The organism is Streptomyces sp. NPDC001220 (genome assembly GCF_053597895.1).
This window is the reverse complement of sequence record NZ_JBSFJE010000009.1, coordinates 138,012-158,374: the sequence shown is the minus strand read 5'-3', so window position 1 is coordinate 158,374 and position 20,363 is coordinate 138,012. Positions and strand designations below refer to the sequence as shown.

16 protein-coding genes and 1 tRNA gene are annotated in these 20,363 nt (G+C 69.7%); 11 read left to right on the top strand and 6 right to left on the bottom strand.

The genetic code is table 11. The features are described 5' to 3' along the window. Positions 1–5 precede the first annotated feature (5 nt). The 9 genes from ACWDGI_RS22505 to ACWDGI_RS22465 all read left to right on the top strand — a co-directional run bounded on the left by ACWDGI_RS22505 (position 6) and on the right by ACWDGI_RS22465 (position 11,202). Positions 6–1,580: a hypothetical protein gene (locus tag ACWDGI_RS22505; RefSeq protein WP_450761621.1), complete on the top strand. Its 1,575-nt coding sequence runs from the start codon at positions 6–8 to the stop codon at positions 1,578–1,580. Position 1,581: 1 nt separating this feature from the next. Further along, entirely contained in the window at positions 1,582–3,666 is a 2,085-nt protein-coding gene (locus ACWDGI_RS22500; RefSeq protein ID WP_450761619.1) for a hypothetical protein, read from the top strand. Positions 3,667–3,856: 190 nt separating this feature from the next. Then, entirely contained in the window at positions 3,857–4,378 is a 522-nt protein-coding gene (locus tag ACWDGI_RS22495) for a hypothetical protein (RefSeq protein WP_450761618.1), read from the top strand. 28 nt (positions 4,379–4,406) lie between these two features. After that, the gene (locus ACWDGI_RS22490) at positions 4,407–5,486 is read left to right on the top strand and encodes a phosphoadenosine phosphosulfate reductase domain-containing protein (RefSeq protein WP_450761616.1); all 1,080 of its coding nucleotides are present in this window, start codon (positions 4,407–4,409) and stop codon (positions 5,484–5,486) included. Positions 5,487–5,506: 20 nt separating this feature from the next. Then, a complete protein-coding gene (gene ssb, locus ACWDGI_RS22485; protein ID WP_450761614.1) occupies positions 5,507–5,959 on the top strand; it encodes a single-stranded DNA-binding protein in 453 nt (150 codons plus the stop codon). An 89-nt stretch (positions 5,960–6,048) separates the two neighbouring features. Beyond that, entirely contained in the window at positions 6,049–6,789 is a 741-nt protein-coding gene (locus tag ACWDGI_RS22480; RefSeq protein ID WP_450761612.1) for a DNA methylase, read from the top strand. Then, entirely contained in the window at positions 6,786–7,712 is a 927-nt protein-coding gene (locus ACWDGI_RS22475; protein WP_450761610.1) for a bifunctional DNA primase/polymerase, read from the top strand. Before ACWDGI_RS22480 ends, ACWDGI_RS22475 begins: the two co-directional genes overlap by 4 nt. 190 nt (positions 7,713–7,902) lie before the next feature. After that, positions 7,903–9,159 carry a DUF3631 domain-containing protein gene (locus ACWDGI_RS22470; protein ID WP_450761608.1) on the top strand — a complete coding sequence of 419 codons (1,257 nt, stop codon included), beginning with the start codon at positions 7,903–7,905 and terminating at the stop codon, positions 9,157–9,159. Positions 9,160–9,690: 531 nt separating this feature from the next. Further along, positions 9,691–11,202 (top strand): LacI family DNA-binding transcriptional regulator, encoded by a 1,512-nt coding sequence (locus ACWDGI_RS22465; protein WP_450761606.1) that lies wholly within the window; start codon positions 9,691–9,693, stop codon positions 11,200–11,202. Positions 11,203–11,319: 117 nt separating this feature from the next. Here the strand turns inward: ACWDGI_RS22465 and ACWDGI_RS22460 are convergent. From ACWDGI_RS22460 to ACWDGI_RS22450, 3 genes are all read right to left on the bottom strand, one after another. Continuing rightward, a tRNA-Pro gene (locus tag ACWDGI_RS22460) sits at positions 11,320–11,393 on the bottom strand. Positions 11,394–11,467: 74 nt separating this feature from the next. Next, a complete protein-coding gene (locus ACWDGI_RS22455) occupies positions 11,468–12,226 on the bottom strand; it encodes a Pr6Pr family membrane protein (RefSeq protein ID WP_450761604.1) in 759 nt (252 codons plus the stop codon). A gap of 137 nt (positions 12,227–12,363) precedes the next feature. Beyond that, positions 12,364–13,290, bottom strand: coding sequence for a metallophosphoesterase (locus ACWDGI_RS22450; RefSeq protein WP_450761602.1), 927 nt, complete (start codon positions 13,288–13,290; stop codon positions 12,364–12,366). Positions 13,291–13,392: 102 nt separating this feature from the next. Here ACWDGI_RS22450 and ACWDGI_RS22445 point away from each other — a divergent pair, with 102 nt between their 5' ends. Continuing rightward, entirely contained in the window at positions 13,393–13,860 is a 468-nt protein-coding gene (locus ACWDGI_RS22445) for a GatB/YqeY domain-containing protein (RefSeq protein ID WP_450761600.1), read from the top strand. A gap of 280 nt (positions 13,861–14,140) precedes the next feature. Here the strand turns inward: ACWDGI_RS22445 and ACWDGI_RS22440 are convergent, their stop codons facing one another. After that, positions 14,141–16,441 carry a transglycosylase domain-containing protein gene (locus tag ACWDGI_RS22440; RefSeq protein WP_450761599.1) on the bottom strand — a complete coding sequence of 767 codons (2,301 nt, stop codon included), beginning with the start codon at positions 16,439–16,441 and terminating at the stop codon, positions 14,141–14,143. 581 nt (positions 16,442–17,022) lie between these two features. On the opposite strand from ACWDGI_RS22440, the gene wblA reads away from it, so the two are divergent. Then, the gene (gene wblA / locus ACWDGI_RS22435; protein WP_132856581.1) at positions 17,023–17,361 is read left to right on the top strand and encodes a transcriptional regulator WblA; all 339 of its coding nucleotides are present in this window, start codon (positions 17,023–17,025) and stop codon (positions 17,359–17,361) included. Between the two features lie 203 nt (positions 17,362–17,564). On the opposite strand, the gene ACWDGI_RS22430 is transcribed toward wblA, so the two are convergent. Then, complete coding sequence (locus tag ACWDGI_RS22430; protein WP_450761597.1) at positions 17,565–19,238, bottom strand: ArsA-related P-loop ATPase; 1,674 nt, start codon at positions 19,236–19,238, stop codon at positions 17,565–17,567. Next, on the bottom strand, positions 19,235–20,212 hold the full coding sequence (locus ACWDGI_RS22425; RefSeq protein ID WP_450761595.1) for an ArsA family ATPase: 978 nt from the start codon (positions 20,210–20,212) through the stop codon (positions 19,235–19,237). The genes ACWDGI_RS22430 and ACWDGI_RS22425 overlap by 4 nt, the downstream gene beginning before the upstream one ends. Positions 20,213–20,363 lie beyond the last annotated feature (151 nt).

Here is a 20,363-nt window from a genome sequence, read left to right as displayed (position 1 = left end):
ACAGCATGACGGACCTCAGCACTGAGCCGGTAGCCGTCGAGGTTGCCCCCGCACCGCCCCCGCCGCCCGACACCGCGTCCACCGCGGGGCAGGGTGGGAAGGAGGTGGAGCACACGCCCGGCGGCTGGCCGGTCGTCCCCCTCGCGTTCACCGGGGCGAACAGCACGATCGGCGCGGTCGCCGCCGCGTCCCTGGTTGGTGGGCCGATCGCCGCGGCGGTCGCCGCTACCGGCATGGTCGTCCTCGGCGCGATCGCCGCCAGTCGCTCCCGCAAGCCCAACTCCCGCCGCGAGGTGCGTCGGGCCGCGGCCCGCGCCGCCGGCCGTTCCGCCGCCCGAACCGCCGGGCTGCGCAGCAACGGCACCAGCCTCTCGGGCAGCCGTTCGTCCGGTTTACGCGCTGGTCGCTCCGGTGGACGGTTGGGCACGGTGCCCGGCCAGCACCGCCGTAGCGCTGGTGGCGCCGGTAGCCCCGCCCGCCACGGCAGCACTGCCACCAGCGGAAACACACCCCGCAACGCCGGCCGTCACGCGTCCAAGCACGCCACGGGCAGTACGGCCGCGGGGCGGGTTGGGCAGGTCAAGGCACTGCGGGCGGCGCAGAAAGCCGCTGCCGGCTCTCGGGCGGGGCAGCGGGCGCAGACCACCAGCGCGCGCCGTGCGGTCGCCGACGCCCGCCGCAACCCCAACACCCCCGCCCACAAGATCCGTTCGGGTAAGCGGCCCGGTCTGACCGGCCGCCTGACCGCTGCGACGGTCCGTAAGGCCCGCGCAGTGCGGGATGCGGCGGTGGCCCGGCAGCGTGCGAGCCATGACGCCAGGAACGCCGGGACGGTCGCCGGGCAGCGGGCGCAGGTCCGTAAAGCTCCCGCGCGTAAGGCTGCGCGGCAGGCGTTGCGCAGGTCCGCGGCCCGCTTCCACGGCCGCCGTCTGCTCGCCGCGTTGCTGGCGCTGCCGGTCGGGCTGCTGGGCTGTGTGTCCACGTGGATCGGCCGCAAGCTCCGCATCCCCGCTCTGATGCACCCCGGCCGCCGCCTGTTCCGGCGGATGGTGCGGACGGCCGGCGAGCAGCGCGCGCAGCGGGACGAAGCCGCCCGCCAGACCCAGCGCGAGCAGGAGGCCGCCGTGGATGCGGAGGCCGAACAGGACGGCACGGACGGGCTGGGCGAGCAGGTCGAGCGCCCGGCCGTCGACGTTCCCACCAGCACGATCCCCGAGGTGAGTGAAGGAGAGTACGTGTCCGGTTTCCGGTTCGAAGAGGCCGCTGAGGAGATGGAGCAGGCGGCCAACGCCTACCAGCCCGAGAACGCCATGGAGATCCTCGCCATGGTCGAAGGGCTCCCGGCCGCGCTGACCAGCGTGGCCAACGTCATGAAGATCCTCGCGGAGCGCTCCGACAGTGAGTTCCCGCTGGAGAAGGAAGTCGCGGACAGCTTCAACGACATCTTCGGCGCCCTGATGAGTGCCGTTGCGGTCGCGGAGGACATGGGTCCGCTGTTCCGGCAGGTCCATGAGCAGGACATCGCCCGCCATGAGGACCCCCGCAACGGCACCGAGGCAGAGAAGGGCTGGAACGTCTGAGATGAGCAGCACCGCCACCGCCAAGAAGCAGCACAGCAGTGGCCCGGTGCTGGACTGGACCGCCGGTCACGGACCCGTGACCGGCGCCCTGTCCGCGACCACCGGAGCCTTCGCCATCGCCACCACCGGCGCCGCCACTCACATGCCCCCCGCCTGGGCCCTCGCAGTCGGCGCCGCCGGCGTCCTCGGACACACCATCGCCGGGCTACGCGTGCGCAACGCCGGCCGCACCCTCGCCACCCGCGCCGCCTCCTGGCTCGTCGGCGCCGGATGGACCACGTGGGCCATGACGCACGGGCCGCTGACGTGGGCTGCGCTCGGCTCGTTGGCCACGATCGGCGTCGGGTTCGGCGCCGCCACCCGCTCCACCAACCTCTACGAAGAGGCGCGCGAGGAGGAGGCCATCGCCGCGGAACAGCGGCAGATCGCCGCGGAACTCTCCGCGGAGCGCCGCGCGATCGCCGCGGAGTGGGTGGAGCGGATCGGGCGGATCTGCAACATCACCGTGCGCGTCCTCGCGGTCGAGATGTGGCCGACCGCAACCGGCTACTCCCTGGACCTGGAGCCGCAGGGCGGGATCACCTACGACCGCATCGCGCAGTACGCGGTGGCACTGTCCGCGGATGCCAAGCTGCCGCACGGCTGCACCGCCGCCGCCACCCCCGGTATCCACCAGGGCCGCACCATCCTCGACGTGACCACGGTCAACGTCCTGGGGGACGACTGCCCCTACCCCGACGACTACGGCCGCCTGTCCATCCTCACAGGCCTGCCGTGGGGGGTACGCACCAACGGTGAGGTAGTCCGCGCCTACCTGCGCGAACAGTGCGCGCTGGTGGTCGGTCCGACCGGTTCGGGCAAGACGAACATGGTCCACGACATCCTGGCCGGGTTCGCCCGCGCCGATGACGTGCTCACGTGGGTGATCGACCTCAACGCCGGCAGCGCGGGCCTGCCATGGGTGCTGCCCGCCCTGAACGGCGAGCTGACCTCCGCGGACGGCAAGCCGGTCCGTCCCGGCGTCGACTGGCTGGCCGCCTCGCATGAGGAAGCCATGCTGATGCTCGATGCTGCGCTCGCCATCGGGCTGCACCGCAAGCGGGCCTATCAGGACCTGCTCGCCAGGGCGAACACGGACCTTCTGCCGATCAGCTCGCGGATTCCGCAGATCATGCTGGTCATCGATGAGGGTGCGGAGATCCTGGTCAGCAGCGACCGGCAGATGAAGCAGCTCGCGAAGAAGATCCTGGAAGTCATCCGGATGCTGCGCGCCATGGGCATCCGCACCGTGCTCACCGCGCTTGGGGCCACCGGCAGCGTGCTGGGTAACCTGATGATCCGCCGTGAGGGCAAGGTGCGCGTTGCCCTGACCGGCGGCGAGACCGAGGGCATGGACCTGTCCAAGATGTTCCCCGGCCGCCGCGGGCTGCGCGTGGAACAGGCCCCTCACAAGGGCGCCGGATTCATGGGCACCCCCGAGTCGCCGGCCGCCCTGTTCAAGGCGTGGCGGATCCTGCCCAACCAGATCCGGGAGATCATCGCCGCCACCTCGGACCGACGCCCGTGGCTCGATGACGTGTCGGCCAAGGCCGCCGGGCCCGCCTACATGCGGCGCTGGGACACCGAACGCATCGCGTGGATGCGGGACATCCCCGACGCGCACGACACCCCCGGCACCGAGGGAGCCGGGGGGCTGCACCTGTCCGCGCTGCGCGAGCAGGAGCAGGGCCCGGCATCGCCCGAGGATGAGATGCTGGCCCGCTTCCGTGCGGAGATCGACGCCCAGTTCGCCACCGCCCCCGACCCGCACACCCCGACCGAGGACGCCCCGCCGGCCGCGCCGGATGGGCTGAACCTGTCGGCCCTGCGAGGCGAGCGCGAGCAGGGTCCGGCATGGCTGCCGGAGGTGCTGGAGGCCATCAAGGCGACCGGGGCGGACGGCATGAAGCCGTCCGCTGTCGCCGAACTGGTTGGTAAGGACCGCAAGACCGTCCGCGCCGCACTTCAGGCCGCCGTGGACCGGGGTCAGTTGGCCTACCGGGACAACGGACCGCACTCGGTCTACGTCCACCCCGATCACGCCTGAACGCCCGTACGCAGCGCTACTGAGTAGTGGGTAGTGGGGAACGCCCAATTACCCGGTAAAGGCCCCTACTGGGGCGCACAGGTGCTGTGAACAGGCATCCCCCACTGGGGACCCCACTACCCGCTACCCAGTACGCCCCACTAGATCAATCACCCAGCGTCACACGTATCCCGCTTGAAGGGACCCCGTTGTGCACCCCAACACCACCTCCGAGAGCACCCCCGACCCGCACAACCGGTACGCGCGGATGACCGACGAAGAGGCCAACGCCGAAGCCCGCCGGATCATCGCCGACGCCTACCGACCCGTCGAACAGATACCCACCGCCTACCGGGACACCACCACCGTGCCCGCCCACGGCACCACCCCGCCCGTCCCGCAGCCCGACCACCGGATCGTCCCCGAGTGGGCCGCGGGCACCGCCGTGGCCGGCATCGGCGTCGGCGCCACCTGTGTCGGGATCGGGTGCGGGATCTGGCTCGCCTGCCAGGGCTTCGCTGCCGTCACCCTCACCTCGGTCCTGTTCGTCACCCTGCCCATCGCCGGAGTGGCCGGGATCGTCGCCGCGGTCGGATCCGCGCTGCGCGCCCTCAGGGACGTCCACACCGAGACCCACCACCACTACAGCGGGCCGGTCCGGCAGGAGACCAACACGATCACTGCGCCCGCGTACGGGCTGATCGCCCGCAACCGCAACGAACTCCACAACTGACCTCGATCCGATCGAAGGTGAGGCCCGCGTGACCAGCCGTAACGCCAAGCGGCAGTTAGCCGGAGACATGTTCCCCGGCATGCCCTCCCTGCTCCCCAAGAAGCCACCCAAGGCAGAGGCCGATCTGGAGGCCATGACCTTGGATGAGGCGATCACCCGCTCGTTCGCGATTTTCGACCGAGTCTTGGCCGCATTCCCGGTCGTGGCCACGGTCGGGCTCTTCTCCGGCGGCAACGACTCCGTCATCGTCAACCACCTCTTCCGCCACCGCGTCGATGCGATCGCTCACGTCAACACCGGAACCGGCGTCCCTGAGACCACCCAGCACGTCCGGGACGTCGTCGGCGCCTGGAACCTGCCTCTGCATGAGCTGCACCCTCGGCATTCCTACCGGGATCTCGTGCTCGGCAACGTGCTGTCCACGCGAGGCAAGAACATCGGCCGGCAGGTGTGGAAGGGCTTCCCCGGCCCGGCCGGGCACTCCGTGATGTACCGCAGGTTGAAGGACGAGCCGTTGCAACGGCTGCGCGGGCAGATCATCGGCCGCCACGGCCGGAGCCGCAATCTTGTCTACCTGGGCGGCATGCGGTGGGCCGAGACCGACCGCCGGTTCCGCAACGCCGAAGAGGTCGACCGTGAGGGCGCCCTGATCTGGGTCTCCCCGATCGTGCACTGGACCGATGCCCACATGCGCGAATACCGCAACCGGCACCGCTGCACGCTCCCGCACCAGCACGCCGACCACATGCTGTGCACCCCCAACGCGCTGCCGCTGAACGAAGTCACCGTTCACCTGCACATGTCCGGGGAGTGCCTGTGCGGAGCCTTCGCCAAGCCCGGCGAACTCGATGAGATCGAGTTCTTCTACCCCCACGCCACCAAGCCCCTGCGAGAGCTGGAAGGTGAAGCCGAGACGGCTGGACTGCCCGCCTGCAAGTGGGGGCAGCGCCCGCCGGGCGAACGCACCCGGCGACGCCCGGCCGGCAGGTTGTGCGCCAAGTGCACCGTCCTCGACGGACAAGCCGATCTGCTCGCCGAATGGCGCGACACCGGCCTGATCACCCCCAACCAGTACGCCACCTTCGCCCGCCCCGCCGAAGCCGCCTAACCCCTGAATCAGGAGACAGCATGTCGTTCGGAGAAACCCCCATCACCCTCGTCGGCAACCTGACCGACGACCCAGAGCTGAAGTTCACCGAAGGCGGCGCCGCCCTCGCCAAGTTCACCATCGCCGTCACCCCGCGCAGCTTCGACCGCACCACGAGCCAGTGGAAGGACGGCACCACCGCCTTCTACCGCTGCGCCGCCTGGCGCACCCTCGCCGAACACGTCGCCGAATCCATGAGCAAGGGCTCGCGGGTCGTGGCCACCGGCCGGATGCGCCAGCACGACTGGACGAACGAGCAGGGCGAGAAGCGCTCCATGCTCGCCGTGGAAGTGGACGACATCGGCGCGTCCGTCCGCTTCACCACCGTGACCGTCAACGCCAAGCGCGGCGGACAGTCCGGCCCGGCCGGCGACGGCGACCCGTGGGCCTCCGGTTCGGCCGCGGGCGGCGCGGACGCCGAACCGCCGTTCTAGCTGTGCCCGGGGCGGGCGCACGTCTCGCCAAAGATCCGCGCCCGCCCCGGCTGTCCAGTCCCATCCCAGAGACCTGGAGACCACCCAGCATGACCCACCTGCCCACCATCTTGCGAGCGCACGCCTTACCCGATCCCGTCCGGGTGTTGGACGGCTGCTGCTGCATCGGCGGCGCCACCGCTGGCCTGCGTCGTGCGTTCGGCCCGAACGTCCACATCACCGGCGTCGACAAGGAAGCCCAGCCGGACTACTGCGGTGACGTGTTCCACCAGGGCGACGTCATCGACTTCATCCGTGCCCACGGCAACGAGTTCGACTTCATCCACGTGTCCCCGCCCTGCCAGGGAGAGGGAGCCCCGACCAAGGGCACCAACCGGGCACGCAACGAGCGGATCGGCCGGACCTACCCCCGGCTCATCCGGCCTGTGCGCGCCGCGCTGGAAGCCACGGGCCGGCCCTACTCGATCGAGAACGTGGCCGGCTCCGAGGTCCGCAAGGACATCCGCCTGTGCGGCGAACAGTTCGGCCTCTCCGTGCTCATGCACCGGTACTTCGAACTCGGGGGCTGGACCGCTCAGCAGCCGGCGCACCCGCGGCACCGGGGTCGGGTGCGCGGCTACCGTCACGGCGAGTACCACGAGGGCCCGTACGTCGCCGCGTACGGCAAGGGCGGTGGCAAGGCCACCGTGGACGAGATCCGCGCGGCGAAGGGCATCGACTGGTCCACCGACCACTTCCGCCTGCGCGAGGCGCTGCCCCCGGCGTACATGGAGTGGATCGGTCGCGCCTTCCTCGCCTCCCTCACCTCGACATTGGGGGTGGCGGCATGAGCGAGCCCGTGACCGTTGCCCTGGAGTCCCTGCACCTGTTGGCCGCCGCGCTGCTGTCCGCGGAGCGTGGTTGGCCGGTCATCCCGCTGCATCCGGGCGCCAAGCGTCCCTCCGGTCACCCCGAACGCGACTGCCCCCACACGGGCCGGTGCGCGGGCGGGCACCGCACCCCGGAGCAGCGCGCCACCACCGACCCCGACCTGATCCACACGGCGTGGGCCAACCGCCCGTACAACGTGGGGATCGCGACCGGCCCGGCCGGGCTGCTCGTGGTCGACCTGGACGTGCCGAAGGCGGAAGAGCGAGAAGGAGCGCCTGACGGCGCCACTTCGTTCAAGGCGCTCTGCGAGCGCGCCGGCGAGCCGTTCCCGCTCACCTACCGGGTGCGGACTCCCAGCGGGGGACAACACCTGTACTTCACCACCCCGCCCAACGTCCGGCTGAAGTGCACCGTGAGGAAGCTCGGTCCGTACATCGACACCCGGGCCTGGGGTGGCTACGTCGTCGCCGCGGGCAGTACCACCCCTCAGGGCGCCTACGAGGTCACGGAAGCCGCTGTCGTGGCCCCGCTGCCCGGATGGCTGGCCGCACTGCTCACCGAGCCGGTGAAACCGGCGCAGGCGCCCGCCCTGACCCGGGTATGGGACGGCACCAAGGCCGCGCGCACTGCGCTGGAGCGTGAATGCGCGGTCGTGGCCGCGGCCACCGAGGGCGGAGACAAGGGGCGAAACAACACGCTGCACGAGAGCGCGTGCAAGGTGGCCCGGTTCGTGGCCTGGGGACACATCCCCCGGCACACGGTCGAAGAGGCAATCCAGGCGGCGGGGGAGTCGACGGGACTGTCGGCTGCCGAGTGCCGCACGACGATCCGCAGCGCCATGGAGTGGATCACGGCCCACGCCACACCGCGGGAAGCCGTATGACCAACACCCGCTCCCCCCACCTGGATTGCCTCCCTCCCGCCCCGAACAGGCCGCAAGCCGCCCCGTCTGCCTGCGCCGGGACGGGCGGAGGCGGCCGAAAGAAGGCCGCCCGAAGGGCGTCCTTTCAGCCCTTCCCCCGCTCTCACCGCACCCCGTGCCCGTCCCGCCGATTCGAAGGGAGGAACGCCGCATGAGCAGGCCCGAAGGCCCCATCGACGGCGCCGAACTGCTGGATGAGGTGGAAGCCTTCCACCGCCGCTTCAACGTCTTTCCCACCGAGCACGCCTACGTCGCCGTCGCCCTGTGGGACGCACACGCGCACCTGATGGACGCACTCGACGGCACCGCCCGCATCGCCTTCCTCAGCCCCGAACCGGGCTCGGGCAAGTCACGGGCCTTGGAGATCATCGAGACTCTCACCCCTCGGTCCGCGACCACCGTCAACGCCTCCGCTAACGCCCTGTTCCGGCTCGTCTCCGCGGACGAAGGCACCCCGACGCTCCTGTTTGACGAGATCGACACCGTCTTCGGGCCGAAAGCGGGCGGGAACGAGGAAGTCCGCGGGTTCCTCAACTCCGGGTACCGGCGTGGCGCCAAGTCCCTGCGCTGCGTCGGCGACGGATCCGACCAGAAAGCTGCCTTCCTCCCGTCGTTCTGTGCGGTCGCCATGGCTGGCCTCGGCTCGCTGCCGGACACGATCCTGACCCGGTCCGTCATCATCCGCATGCGCAAGAAGGCGCCCAACGAGAAGTGCGAGCCCTACCGGCGCCGCGTCCACGAGAAGCAGGGCCACGCCCTGCGCGACCGGCTCGCCGACTGGGCCACGCCCCTGCACGAGCAGATCGCGAACGCCTGGCCGGACATGCCCGAAGGCGTCACAGATCGGCCGGCCGACGTGTGGGAGCCCCTGCTCGCGGTCGCGGACGCGGCCGGCGGGCACTGGCCCGAGCGGGCCCGCGCCGCCTGCACCGCGCTCATCAAGGCCGCACGGGAAGGCGACGAAGCCTCCCTCGGGGTGCGGCTGCTGACCGATCTCCGCGACCGCGTGTTCTGCGGAGTCGACAAGCTGCCCACCGCAGCCATCCTCGAAGTCCTCCTCAGCATCGATGACGCCCCGTGGGCTGACATGAGCGAGGACGGACAGCACATCAAGCCCCTCACCGCCCGTGCCCTGGCCAAGCTGTTGAGCCAGTACGTCCGCCCCGACAACACCCCGATCAAGCCGAAGGGAATCCGGGTCGGCAGCACCACCCCCAAGGGCTACTACGCGGAGGACCTCAGCGACGCGTGGGCCCGCTACTGCCCCCCTCCCCCCGGAGAATCCGCAACAGCCGCAACAGCCGCAACACCGCAGGTCAACGGGGGTGAATCTGTGGCGGAAGGCCCTTCCGAGAGCCGCCACATGTTCGCGGAATCCGACACACGCACCCTCCGCAGCGTCGGCTGACCAGCCACACCCCCAGGTGCCGCCGCGTCCGCGCGTGGCGGCACCTATCCGCAACACAAACGGCATCCGCCACAGATTCAAGCCGCTGACCAGCAATGTTGCGGCGTGGCGGATGTTGCGGATCCCCCAGAAGGCAGAGAGGAGCCACGAAGGTGCCGAAGGAGAGTGGACTTCCCCTGAGCTACTCGGCGGCGGAGGTAGCGGCGTCGCTCGGGTGCTCGGAGTGGTGGGTGAAGGAGCAAGTCCGCCGGCGGCGCATCCCCTTCCTGAGGAGCGGTAGCGGGTACCGCTTCACTGGCGATCACGTTCGAGAGATCTTCGCCATCCTTGAAGAGCGACCCAGCCCTGCAACCGCCATCGAGAGCGAAGCCGTACCCCGGCGTCGCGCTATGCCGCAGCAGGTACGGCCGATAGCGAGCCTTCGTGCGCGCCGTCCGCGTCGCACGCGGAACGCTGCTTGATAGAGGAGCCGATCCCGAGGGGTGGAGGCCAACCCCGGCCTCCACCCCTCCTTTGTCGCGAGAGGAAACAATGGGCTACGGCGAGAAGCGCGCCGACTACTACCGAGGCCGGTACTGGATCGCACCGGGTGTGCTCCGCACCGTCGTGGACGCCAGCGGTTCCACGATCCGATTCGCCACGAAACGCGAGGCCGCGAAGGCAGCGAACGACGCGGAGGCCAAGGTCCGCGAGGTCGGCTACCGCGACCCGCACGCAGGCAAAGAGACCTTCGGCGAGTATGTGAACCGCTGGTACGCGGCACAGGAGTTGGCCGCATCGACTATGCAGAACTACAGGCGGCATATCGAGGAGCACCTCCTTCCTGCCTTCGAGGACAAAGCCATCGCCGATATCAAGCCCACGGATGTCGCCGTCTGGGAGAAGAAGGAGCGGACGCTCTACGCGCCGTCCAGCGTGAAGACCTGGCACGGAACACTGCACCTCATCCTCGCCGACGCAGTAGATGAAGGGCTCCGGGACTCCAACCCGGCAGCCAAGCGCCGCGGCCGAGGCAAGCGTGCTGGACGCTCTCGCAACCGCGGCCCCGAGAAGGTGGTAACCGACGCTCTCGGGATCCTGCTGGCAGCTGAACGCGCTTCGCTGCTGTCTGGCCGTGACGACGAATTCGTAGCCGTGGTCCTGAAGGGCTACACCGGCATGCGATGGGGCGAAATCGTCGGCCTGGAGCGGAAGTTCGTCCGCCCTGCCTCGGTACGGGTGGAATGGCAACTCTACGAACTCGACTCTGGCGAGTTCGAGCGCTGCCCGCCCAAGGACGACTCCTATCGGACCATCGACACGCCAAGCTGGCTGGCTGGCTTGCTCGCAGGGCATATCTCCCGGACCGAATCGGCGCCTTGCCCGTGCCACGAGCACGCCTACGTGTTCCGCGGCCACGGTCCTGCCAATGGGGCTGCCCGGCACGTCGGCGCAAAGTTGGTCGACGTGGCGCGCCGCGCGGAGGTCTCCGCTGCCACTGTCTCGAACGTTCTGAACCGGCCGGACACGGTCGCGGAGCGGACGCGAATCAGAGTGGAGACAGCCATCGCCGACCTCGGATACGTCCGTGCCGGCCAGTCGGGAGAGACGGCCGCACATTGGCGCCGTACCGGCTTCGCGACGTGGCTGTTCCATCCGGCTACGACGGGGTGGTATCCGAAGAAGGCACCCCAGGAGGCGCGCCCCGTACCCGTGATGGCGCATCCATGGCCAGGGGTACCGGCGCGGGGCCGGAATGCCTCCGGTCGGGCTGACGCGTGCTGGCTGCCGATCGCGCGAGGCCTCACTCCGCACGGGCTGAGGCACTCCCACAAGACAGTCATGGAGGAACTCGGGACGCCGCCCAAACTCATGGATGAACGGATGGGGCATGAGGACGGCTCTGTGCAGGCTCGGTACTCGCACATCACAGCGCGGATGAGGAACCGGCTCATGGACGAACTGACCGAGCAGTGGGAGGGGGCGTTGGCGGCACGGGCTGCCATGCATCCGCGGTCACCGGTGCGTGCGCTCGATGCACTGTTGAGAGCGCGTCAAGGATGACGTCTGGGGAGTCGATTTCCTTGATCCACTCCCCGCTCACTCCCCAGAGGCCCTGAGGAACGAGTCAGGGCCGGTCTCCCGTGAAGGATAACCGGCCCTGAACTGCTGTTTTGGCTGTCGGGGTGGCGGGATTTGAACCCACGACCTCTTCGTCCCGAACGAAGCGCGCTGCCAAGCTGCGCTACACCCCGGTGTCGCTGCTGTTCTGCTTGTCGCGGCGACGTCGTTTACTTTAGCCCACCGGTGGCCGGAGACGAAATCCGGTTTATGGGCGGCGGCCGACCGGGTTCGGGCGGGTGTGGTCCAGGGCCACCAGGAGGACCGCCAGGGCGTAGAAGGCGAGGCCCAGGAGGAGGGCGTTGGCGAGCGCGCCGCGGTAGCCGTGTTCCTCGGCGTCCAGGAAGGGGTAGAGGTAGCGGCCCGGCGTTCCGGGCAGCAGCAGCTCCGCTCGGGTCAGGAAGAACGCCAGGTAGGCCAGGGGGTAGAGCATCCAGGCCGCCGTCTGGCGGAGGTGGAGGCGGCCGGGCGGCGTGAGGATCAGCCAGTCCACGAGGGCCGCCACGGGTGCCGCCGTATAGAGGAGCTGCAGGGCCAGCCACTGGCCGTGCCAGGCGACCGGCGGGTGTGTCGCGCCCGTCATGGAGAAGGGGGGCGTGGTGTGGCCCAGGAGCAGGTGGTAGACCAGCCCCGAGATCACGATGTAGAGCAGCGCCGCCCCCGTCAGGGCCGAGGACAGCGGGCGGGACGCCTGCCAGGCGCGGCGGGCCGAGGCCAGGCTGACCAGGGCCAGGAGTATCGCCGCCTGGACGCCGAAGTAGCTCATGATCTGGCCCGGGCTGCCCAGCAGCAGCTCCAGGGCCACGCCCGCCGACGCCAGTGCGGCTGTCAGGAGGCGGAACACCGCGGTCGCGGGGCGGCGGGTGGGGGCCACCACCGCCGTCGCCGGGACGTAGCCGGGCAGCAGTACGGGCGTACCCGGGACCGCGGGGAGGTCCGGGATGTCCCGGGGTATGGGAGCCGTCATGCCCTCAAAGTATGAATAAAGGGGCATGCCCGGCATTTTGTTCTACGCCGAGTGGGTTACGGGAAGGTGAGGAAGAGAGGGGAGGAAGAGAGGGGGAGCGGGGAGCGGGGAGCGGGGCGGCTCCCCTTGAATCCCTCCTACTCCCGGCCCACCAGCGTCAGCAGCGTCGCCTCCGGTGGGCACGCGAAGCGGACCGGGGTGTAGCGGTTGGTGCCGCAGCCCGCCGAGACGTGGAGGTACGACGTACGACCCTCCGCCGTGTGCCGCGAGAGGCCCTTCACGCGGTCCGCGTCCAGGTCGCAGTTGGTGACCAGGGCGCCGTAGAAGGGGACGCAGAGCTGGCCGCCGTGCGTGTGGCCGGCCAGGACCAGCGGGTAGCCGTCGGCCGTGAAGGCGTCCAGGACACGCAGGTACGGGGCGTGGACCACTCCCATCGAGAAGTCCGCCGCGCTGGACGGGCCGCCCGCCACCTGCACGTACCGGTCCCGCTTGATGTGCGGGTCGTCCAGCCCCGTCAGCTCCACCGAGACGCCCTCGATCTTCAGGACACCGCGGGTGTTCGTCAGGTTCAGCCAGCCCGCCCCGTCGAACGCGTCCCGCAGGTCCTCCCACGGGAGGTGGATCGCGCCGACCACCGGCGGATTGCCGTTGAGGCCGTGCCTGCCGCTCGTCTTCTCCAGCAAGTAGCGGGCGGGGTTGCGGGGTTTGGGGCCGTAGTAGTCGTTGGAGCCGAAGACGTACGCGCCGGGGAAGTCCATCAGGGGCCCGAGCGCGTCCAGGACCTCGGGGATGCCCTCCGGGTCGGACAGGTTGTCGCCCGTGTTGATCACGAAGTCCGGGCGCAGGCCCGCCAGCGACTGCAGCCAGCGCTGCTTCTTGCGCTGCCCGCTCACCATGTGGATGTCGGAGACCTGGAGCACGCGCAGCGGGCGCATCCCCGGCGGGAGGACCGGGACCGTCACCCGGCGCAGGCGGAACGAACGGACCTCGAAGCCGGCCGCGTACAACACACCGGCGGCACCGAACGCCGCGATTCCCAGGGGTACTCCGTATCGAGCGCGCATACAACCATCGTGTCAGACGCGCGGCGGGACTCATGACCGGCCGCCGACCGGGCGGGTAAAACGGCGGGCGGTCCGCGTGCGGCACCTGCGACAATCGGAACCATGACCACCACGCTCAAGTCGAAGCTGCACGACGACCTCAACTCCGCGATCAAGGCACGCGACGAGCTCCGCTCCTCGACGCTCCGGCTGACGCTCGCCGCGATCACCAAGGAGGAGGTCGCGGGCAAGGAGAAGCGCGAGCTCTCCGACGACGAGGTGCTCAAGGTGATCGCCAAGGAGGCGAAGAAGCGTCGGGAGGCGGCCGAGGCCTTCGCGCAGGGCGGCCGCGTCGAGAGCGCCGAGCGGGAGAAGGCGGAGGGCGAGCTCCTCGACGAGTACCTGCCCAAGCAGCTCAGCGACGAGGAGCTGGCGGGGATCGTCGCCGCGGCCGTCGAGGAGGCGAAGGCGGCGGGCGCCGAGGGGCCGCGTGCCATGGGCGCCGTGATGAAGATCGTGAACCCGAAGGTGGCCGGACTGGCCGAGGGCGGCCGCGTCGCCGCCGCGGTGAAGCAGCGGCTCCAGGGCTGACGGGCCGGCAGCGCCGGTAGCACCAGAAACACCGGTAGCGCCAGAAGGGCCGGAAGCGCCGGCAGCGCCAGAGACACCGGTAGCGCCAGAGACACCGGTAGCACCAGAGACACCGGTAGCACCAGAAACACCGGTAGGCACCAGAGACACCGGTAGCACCAGAAACACCGGCAGTGCCGGAAGTTTCGGGCGGCGCTACGACGGCGGGGCCGCACCTCTGTGAGAGAGGTGCGGCCCCGCCGTCGTACCGATGGGAAAGCGAAAGCCGGCAGCGGGCGGGTCAGCCCCTGCGGCCACCGTTTCCGTTGTTCCCGCCGTTCCCGTTGCCCTGGATGAAGCCGTCGGGGAAGGAGAACGTCGGGTTCGGGGTGGTGGTGCCGGCGGTGGTCGCGCCGTCCGTCGTGCCGCCGTCGCCCGTGCCGCCGCCGATGAGACCGCCGATCAGGCCGCCCGTGTCGTCGCCGTTGCGGCCGTGGCCGTTCCCGTTCCCGTTGCCCTTGTCGTGGTCGTTCTCGTCCGGGATGTCGATGAGGTTGAAGGACTCCGACTGCTTGCCCTCCAGGGCGCCGGTCATGGCGTCCTTCCAGATCGGGCCGGGCGTGTCGGCGCCGAAGACCTCGGAGTGGTAGACGCCGCCGATGGTGATGTTGGTCATCTCGACGTTCTGCTTGGCGCTGCCGACCCAGACCGCGCCCGCGAGGTTGGGCGTGTAGCCGACGAACCAGGCGTTCTTGCGCTGGTCCGTCGTACCCGTCTTGCCGGCGCTCTCGCGGTCGTCCAGGCCGGCCTCCTGACCGGTACCGGAGTCGACCACTCCGCGCAGCAGGGTGTTGATGGTGTCGGCGGTCTTCTCGCTCATCGCCCGCGAGCAGGTCGACTTCGGCACGGGCAGGGACTTCTGCTCGTTGCCGACCTTCTGGGTGATCGACTCGACGGCGACCGGCGTGCAGTACATGCCGCGGTCGGCGAAGGTCGCGTACGCGCTCGCCATGGTCAGCGGGGAGAGGCCGATCGCGCCGAGGGCGATGGACGGGGTCTGCGGGAGCTTCGAGCCGTCGCCCTGGTGGACGTGGAGCGCGTCGGTCATCTTGACTACCGGGCACAGGCCGATGTCGGAGATCAGCTGGACGAAGTAGGTGTTGATGGACTTCGCCATCGCCTTCTTCATCTGGTACGGCCCGACCTCGGACTCGTTCTCGTTCTCGACCTGCTCGTTGTCCGTGTTGACCCACTGCTTGCCGTCGCACTGCTGGACGGGGCTCGGGTAGTTCATCTTGTACGGCGCCGAGTACTCCTGCGTCGCCGGCTTGCCGCCCTCGATGGCGGCCGCGGCCACGAACGGCTTGAACGTCGAACCCGTCGGGAAGCCGTAGTTGGAGCCGCCGTAGTCCCGGTCGACCGAGAAGTTGTACTCAGTCTCGTTCTTGTTGTAGCCGTACGGCTTCGACTGACCCATCGCCAGGATCTTGCCGCTGCCGGGCTCCACGAGGGTGGCGGCCGCGGCGACCGAGTCGGCCTTGTAGACGTGGTCCTTGATCGAGCTCTGCACCGAGTCCTGGGCCTGCGGGTCCAGGGTGGTACGGATGGTCAGGCCGCCCTGGTTCCAGAGTTTGGCGCGCGCCTCGCGGGTCTTGCCGAAGGTCGGGTCGGTGAGGAAGACGTTCTCGACGTACTTGCAGAAGAACCCGGCGCCCTTGGAGGCGGTGATGCAGCCGTTCTTGGGCTGGGTGACATGCAGGCCGAGCGGGGCTTCCTTGGCCTTGTCGGCCTCCGCCTGGGAGATGTCGCCGAGCTGGGCCATGCGCTCAAGCACGACGTTGCGCCGCTTGGTGGCCTCGGCCTCGTCGTTGACAGGGTCGTAGCGGCTGGGCGACTGCACGATGCCGGCCAGCAGGGCCGACTGCTGGAGGTTGAGGTTCTTGGCGTGCTGGGAGAAGTAGCGCTGGGAGGCGGCCTCGATGCCGTAGGCCTGCTCGCCGAAGAAGGTGATGTTCAGGTAGTTCTCGAGGATCTTCTTCTTGCCGAGCTTCTCCTCCAGCTGGATCGCGTACTTCAGCTCCTTGACCTTGCGGCCGAGGGTCTGCTGGGTGGCCTGCGCGACCTTGGTGGGGTCGTCGCCGGCCTCCTCGATGAAGTAGTTCTTCACCAGCTGCTGGGTGAGTGTGGAGGCGCCCTGGGCGACCCCGCCGCTCACCGCGTTCTTGTTCAGCGCGCGCAGGACGCCCTTCAGGTCGATGGCGCCGTGCTGGTAGTAGCGCGAGTCCTCGATCGCGACGATCGCCTTCTGCATGTAGGGCGAGATGTCCTTGAGGTCCACCACCGTGCGGTCACGGGAGTAGACCTGGGCGATCTGGTTGCCCTTGCTGTCGAGGATCCTGGTCCGCTGGCTGAGCTGCGGGCTCTTCAGGTTGGCCGGGATGTCGTCGAAGCCCTGGACGGAACCCTTGGCCGCGAGGCCCAGGGCGCCGGCCGCGGGCAGTGCGATGCCCGCCATCACGGCTCCCGCGAGCACACTGACACCGAGGAACTTGGCGGCCTGCTGCGTGGTCGACAGACCACCGCCCGAGCGCTTCTTTGGCATGGGGGCAGCCTAATCCGTAGGGATGAGCATTCCGCGTGAGCGGGCTGCTCTCGGGATGTTCGGGTGCCGGATCGTGACATAGAGGGCGACACGACCAGAACACCGGCCCGCGGCGGTCCGATCCGCCTGACCGCATGGCTGCGCCCGGCCGACGGCACGACGACATGAACGGTCTACCTTGCCATTCGCCGGACACACGTGCAGGCCTTGGCCTAAGCTGCTCTCAACTGTCACAGCAGCGCGGCCACGTATCAATACGTCCGGCGACCCCGAATCGTTCCGGAACCCGCCCATTTTTTTCGGGTGATGTGTTGAAGGCGTGTCCGAATCCGCCTCGTGTGTCATCCGGTGTCCGTTGTGACGCACCACAGCTGTCCCGGTTTGCCGGGATGATCACGCATGTCGTCAGCTCACTCCCGCGGGTGATCTGCCGCTTACCCATAGTCCGTTCGGGCCATTCAAGATTGGGCCCGAAGGGGGTGTTGCGCTGTGCCCACCTTCCGTAACGTCCTCAACTGGCGGCGGTGAATATGCCGCTGCCGCCGTGGGGGAGCCTCGATTCGGGAGAGGACGGCGCCGGTATGGGCTGGGTAACCGACTGGAGTGCGCAGGCTGCCTGCCGCACTACCGATCCGGATGAACTGTTCGTTCAGGGAGCAGCGCAGAACAGGGCCAAGGCGGTGTGCACCGGGTGTCCGGTACGCACGGAATGCCTGGCCGACGCGCTGGACAATCGCGTCGAGTTCGGCGTGTGGGGAGGAATGACCGAGCGGGAGCGCCGCGCACTGCTGCGCAGGCGGCCCACCGTGACCTCCTGGCGCAGGCTCCTGGAGACAGCGCGCTCGGAGTACGAGCGGGGGACCGGCATCGTCCCCCTCGACAGCGACGAGGTGTACGAGAACTACGCGGCAGTGAGCTGAATCACCCGCCGCGCCACCGACCGCACAACCCGCCGAACCTGCCGGTGGCATAAGCCCTCCGGAGACTCCGCGGGCGTACGGCTACGGGCATACGACAACGGGCATTCGGCCGGCTACGGGCATACGACCGACTCCGGTATACGACCGACTACCGGTAGACGACTACGGCAGCTTGGCTGGTCGGTTCGGCTACGGCCGTTCGGCTACGGCAGCTCCGGTCGGCCGGCCGCGAGCCGGTCGCCGATGTCCCGCAGTCCCGCGAGGTCGTGCACATCGCCGGGCAGCGCGGCCACTTCGACCACGGCCACCTCGGGGTGGCGTGCGGTGAAGCGGTCACGTGTGCGCTGCTCGCGGGAGAGCAGCTGCATGCGCTCGGCGTGCAGTCTCAGCAGGCCTGCGGTGAGCTGGTCCACGGTGCGGTCCGCGCCGCTGGATGGATCGGAGTCGGGCTCGGACGCGTCGGGCGCTGGCAGGGACGAGGGGGATTCGTCTGCCTGGGGTTCCTGGTGTGCCGGGGGCGTCTGGGATGTCGTCGTCCCGTCGAGGCCGGACGAGGGGGAGCCGTCGGACTCGGACGCGGATGATTCAGAACTGCCGTACGTGTCGGGAGAGTTACGAAGTCCAGCTTTCCCGTCGCCCTGATCCACAATGCGGGACTCCTCAAGATTTTCCGCGACCTCAAGGTTTTCCGCGGCGGCGAGCGCGCGCTCGGCGGACAGCCGGGCGGCACCGCTGCCGTGGACACGGTTGAGGACCAGACCGACCAGCGGCATGTCCTCCGCGGCCAGCCGCTCCACGAAGTACGCGGCTTCGCGCAGCGCGTCCCGTTCCGGAGCCGCCACCACCAGGAACGCCGTACCGGGCGCCTGCAGCAGCTTGTACGTCGCGTCCGCGCGTGTACGGAACCCGCCGAACGTCGTGTCCATCGCGGCCACGAACGTCTGCACGTCCTTGAGCAGTTGCCCGCCGAGCAGCTTGCCGAGAGTGCCGGTCATCATCGACATGCCGACGTTCAGGAAGGCCATGCCCGCGCGGCCGCCCAGCTTCGCCGGCGCGGTGAGCAGGCGGATCAGCTTGCCGTCCAGGAAGGAGCCCAGCCGCTTCGGCGCGTCCAGGAAGTCCAGCGCGGATCGGGAGGGCGGGGTGTCGACGACGATCAGGTCCCACTCGTCCCGGGCTCGCAGCTGGCCCAGCTTCTCCATGGCCATGTACTCCTGCGTGCCCGCGAAGCCCGCCGAGAGCGACTGGTAGAAGGGGTTGGCCAGGATGGCCGCCGCCCGCTCGGCGTCCGCGTGCGCCTCGACGACCTCGTCGAAGGTGCGCTTCATGTCGAGCATCATGGCGTGCAGTTCGCCACCGGCCCGCTGCCCGCCGTCGTCGGTCCTGTCGCCATCGGCCCGCTGCCCGCCGTCGGTCTTGTCGCCGCCGGCCCGCCGCTCGCCGTCCCCGGCCGAACCGCTGCCCGCCCGATGTCCGTCGGCCTTGGCCGAACCGCTGCTCGCCCGATGTCCGTCGGCCTTGGCCGAACCGCGGCTCGCCCGGTGTCCGTCGCCCGCGGTCGCATCGCCGCGTGACGCCTCTCCTCGGTCCTCGGTGCCCTTCACCTTCCGGGGCACGTTGTCGAGGGAGTCGATGCCCATGGACTGCGCCAGCCGCTTGGCCGGGTCGATGGTGAGCACGACCACCTTGCGGCCGCGCTCGGCGGCCCGCAGCCCCAGCGCCGCCGCGGTGGTCGTCTTCCCGACCCCGCCCGAGCCGCAGCACACCACGATCCGGGTGTTCGGGTCGTCGAGCAGCGCGTCGACGTCGAGCGCCGGCGCGTGGGCCAGTCGGCGCGTGCCGTCCTGCGCCGGGTCCGGATCCGGGTCCGAAGTCATGACATCCCCTGTTTCCGCAGCTCGGTGGCGAGTTCGTACAGGCCCGCCAGGTCCATCCCCTCGGCGAGCAGCGGCAGTTCGTGCCGCTCCAGGTCCAGCTCGGCGAGGACCGCGCGCTGCTCGTGCTCCAGCGCGTACCGCTCGGCGTACTCGGCGGCCTGGGCGAGCAGCGGGTCCACCAGCTGCTCGGCCTTCCCGCCGCGCCGCGCCCCGCCCAGACCGGCGGCGGACAGCGTCTGCGCCACGGCGGTGCGCGGCACGGTCCTTACGAGTTCCAGGTCGGCCGCGTCCAACACCTCCGGCCGGACCATGTTCACGATGACCCGGCCCACCGGCAGCCGCGCCGCGCGCAGTTCGGCGATGCCGTCGGCGGTCTCCTGGACCGGCATCTCCTCCAGCAGGGTGACCAGGTGCACGGCCGTCTCCTTGGACTTCAGCACCCGCATCACGGCCTGCGCCTGATTGTGTATCGGGCCGATCTTGGCGAGCCCGGCCACCTCGTCGTTCACGTTCAGGAAGCGGGTGATGCGGCCGGTCGGCGGGGCGTCCATGACGACGTAGTCGTAGATGAACCGGCCGGCCTTGTCCTTCCTGCGCACCGCCTCGCACGCCTTGCCGGTCAGGAGGACGTCCCTGAGGCCCGGTGCGATGGTGGTGGCGAAGTCGATCGCGCCGAGTTTCTTCAGGGCCCGGCCGGCCCCGCCGAGCTTGTAGAACATCTGGAGGTAGTCCAGAAGGGCCAGTTCGGGATCGATGGCCAGCGCATAGACCTCACCGCCTCCCGGCGCGACCGCGATCTTCCGCTCTTCGTAGGGCAACGCCTCCGTCTCGAAGAGCTGGGCGATGCCCTGCCGACCCTCGACCTCCACGAGAAGCGTCCGCTTCCCCTCGGTCGCGAGGGCCAGCGCGAGTGCGGCGGCGACCGTCGTCTTTCCGGTCCCGCCCTTGCCGCTGACGACCTGGAGCCTGCTCACATCTTCGAGACTAACCAGTCGGCCGGACACTCACGCGGGAGGCTGTGGACAACCGTGCGTGCGGTCGGCCGCCGAGGCCGGTGGCAACGGGCCGTGACCTGCCCGGCGGTCGGCCACGTGTCCCGTCCGTCACAGCGGATACAGTCGGCCC

Coding starts and splice junctions, on each gene's coding strand:
- ACWDGI_RS22505 (WP_450761621.1), top strand. CDS start 6: ATGACGGACCTCAGCACTGAGCCGGTAGCCGTCGAGGTTGCCCCCGCA.
- ACWDGI_RS22500 (WP_450761619.1), top strand. CDS start 1,582: ATGAGCAGCACCGCCACCGCCAAGAAGCAGCACAGCAGTGGCCCGGTG.
- ssb (WP_450761614.1), top strand. CDS start 5,507: ATGTCGTTCGGAGAAACCCCCATCACCCTCGTCGGCAACCTGACCGAC.
- ACWDGI_RS22480 (WP_450761612.1), top strand. CDS start 6,049: ATGACCCACCTGCCCACCATCTTGCGAGCGCACGCCTTACCCGATCCC.
- ACWDGI_RS22475 (WP_450761610.1), top strand. CDS start 6,786: ATGAGCGAGCCCGTGACCGTTGCCCTGGAGTCCCTGCACCTGTTGGCC.
- ACWDGI_RS22470 (WP_450761608.1), top strand. CDS start 7,903: ATGAGCAGGCCCGAAGGCCCCATCGACGGCGCCGAACTGCTGGATGAG.
- ACWDGI_RS22465 (WP_450761606.1), top strand. CDS start 9,691: ATGGGCTACGGCGAGAAGCGCGCCGACTACTACCGAGGCCGGTACTGG.
- ACWDGI_RS22455 (WP_450761604.1), bottom strand. CDS start 12,226: ATGACGGCTCCCATACCCCGGGACATCCCGGACCTCCCCGCGGTCCCG.
- ACWDGI_RS22450 (WP_450761602.1), bottom strand. CDS start 13,290: ATGCGCGCTCGATACGGAGTACCCCTGGGAATCGCGGCGTTCGGTGCC.
- ACWDGI_RS22445 (WP_450761600.1), top strand. CDS start 13,393: ATGACCACCACGCTCAAGTCGAAGCTGCACGACGACCTCAACTCCGCG.
- ACWDGI_RS22440 (WP_450761599.1), bottom strand. CDS start 16,441: ATGCCAAAGAAGCGCTCGGGCGGTGGTCTGTCGACCACGCAGCAGGCC.
- wblA (WP_132856581.1), top strand. CDS start 17,023: ATGGGCTGGGTAACCGACTGGAGTGCGCAGGCTGCCTGCCGCACTACC.
- ACWDGI_RS22430 (WP_450761597.1), bottom strand. CDS start 19,238: ATGACTTCGGACCCGGATCCGGACCCGGCGCAGGACGGCACGCGCCGA.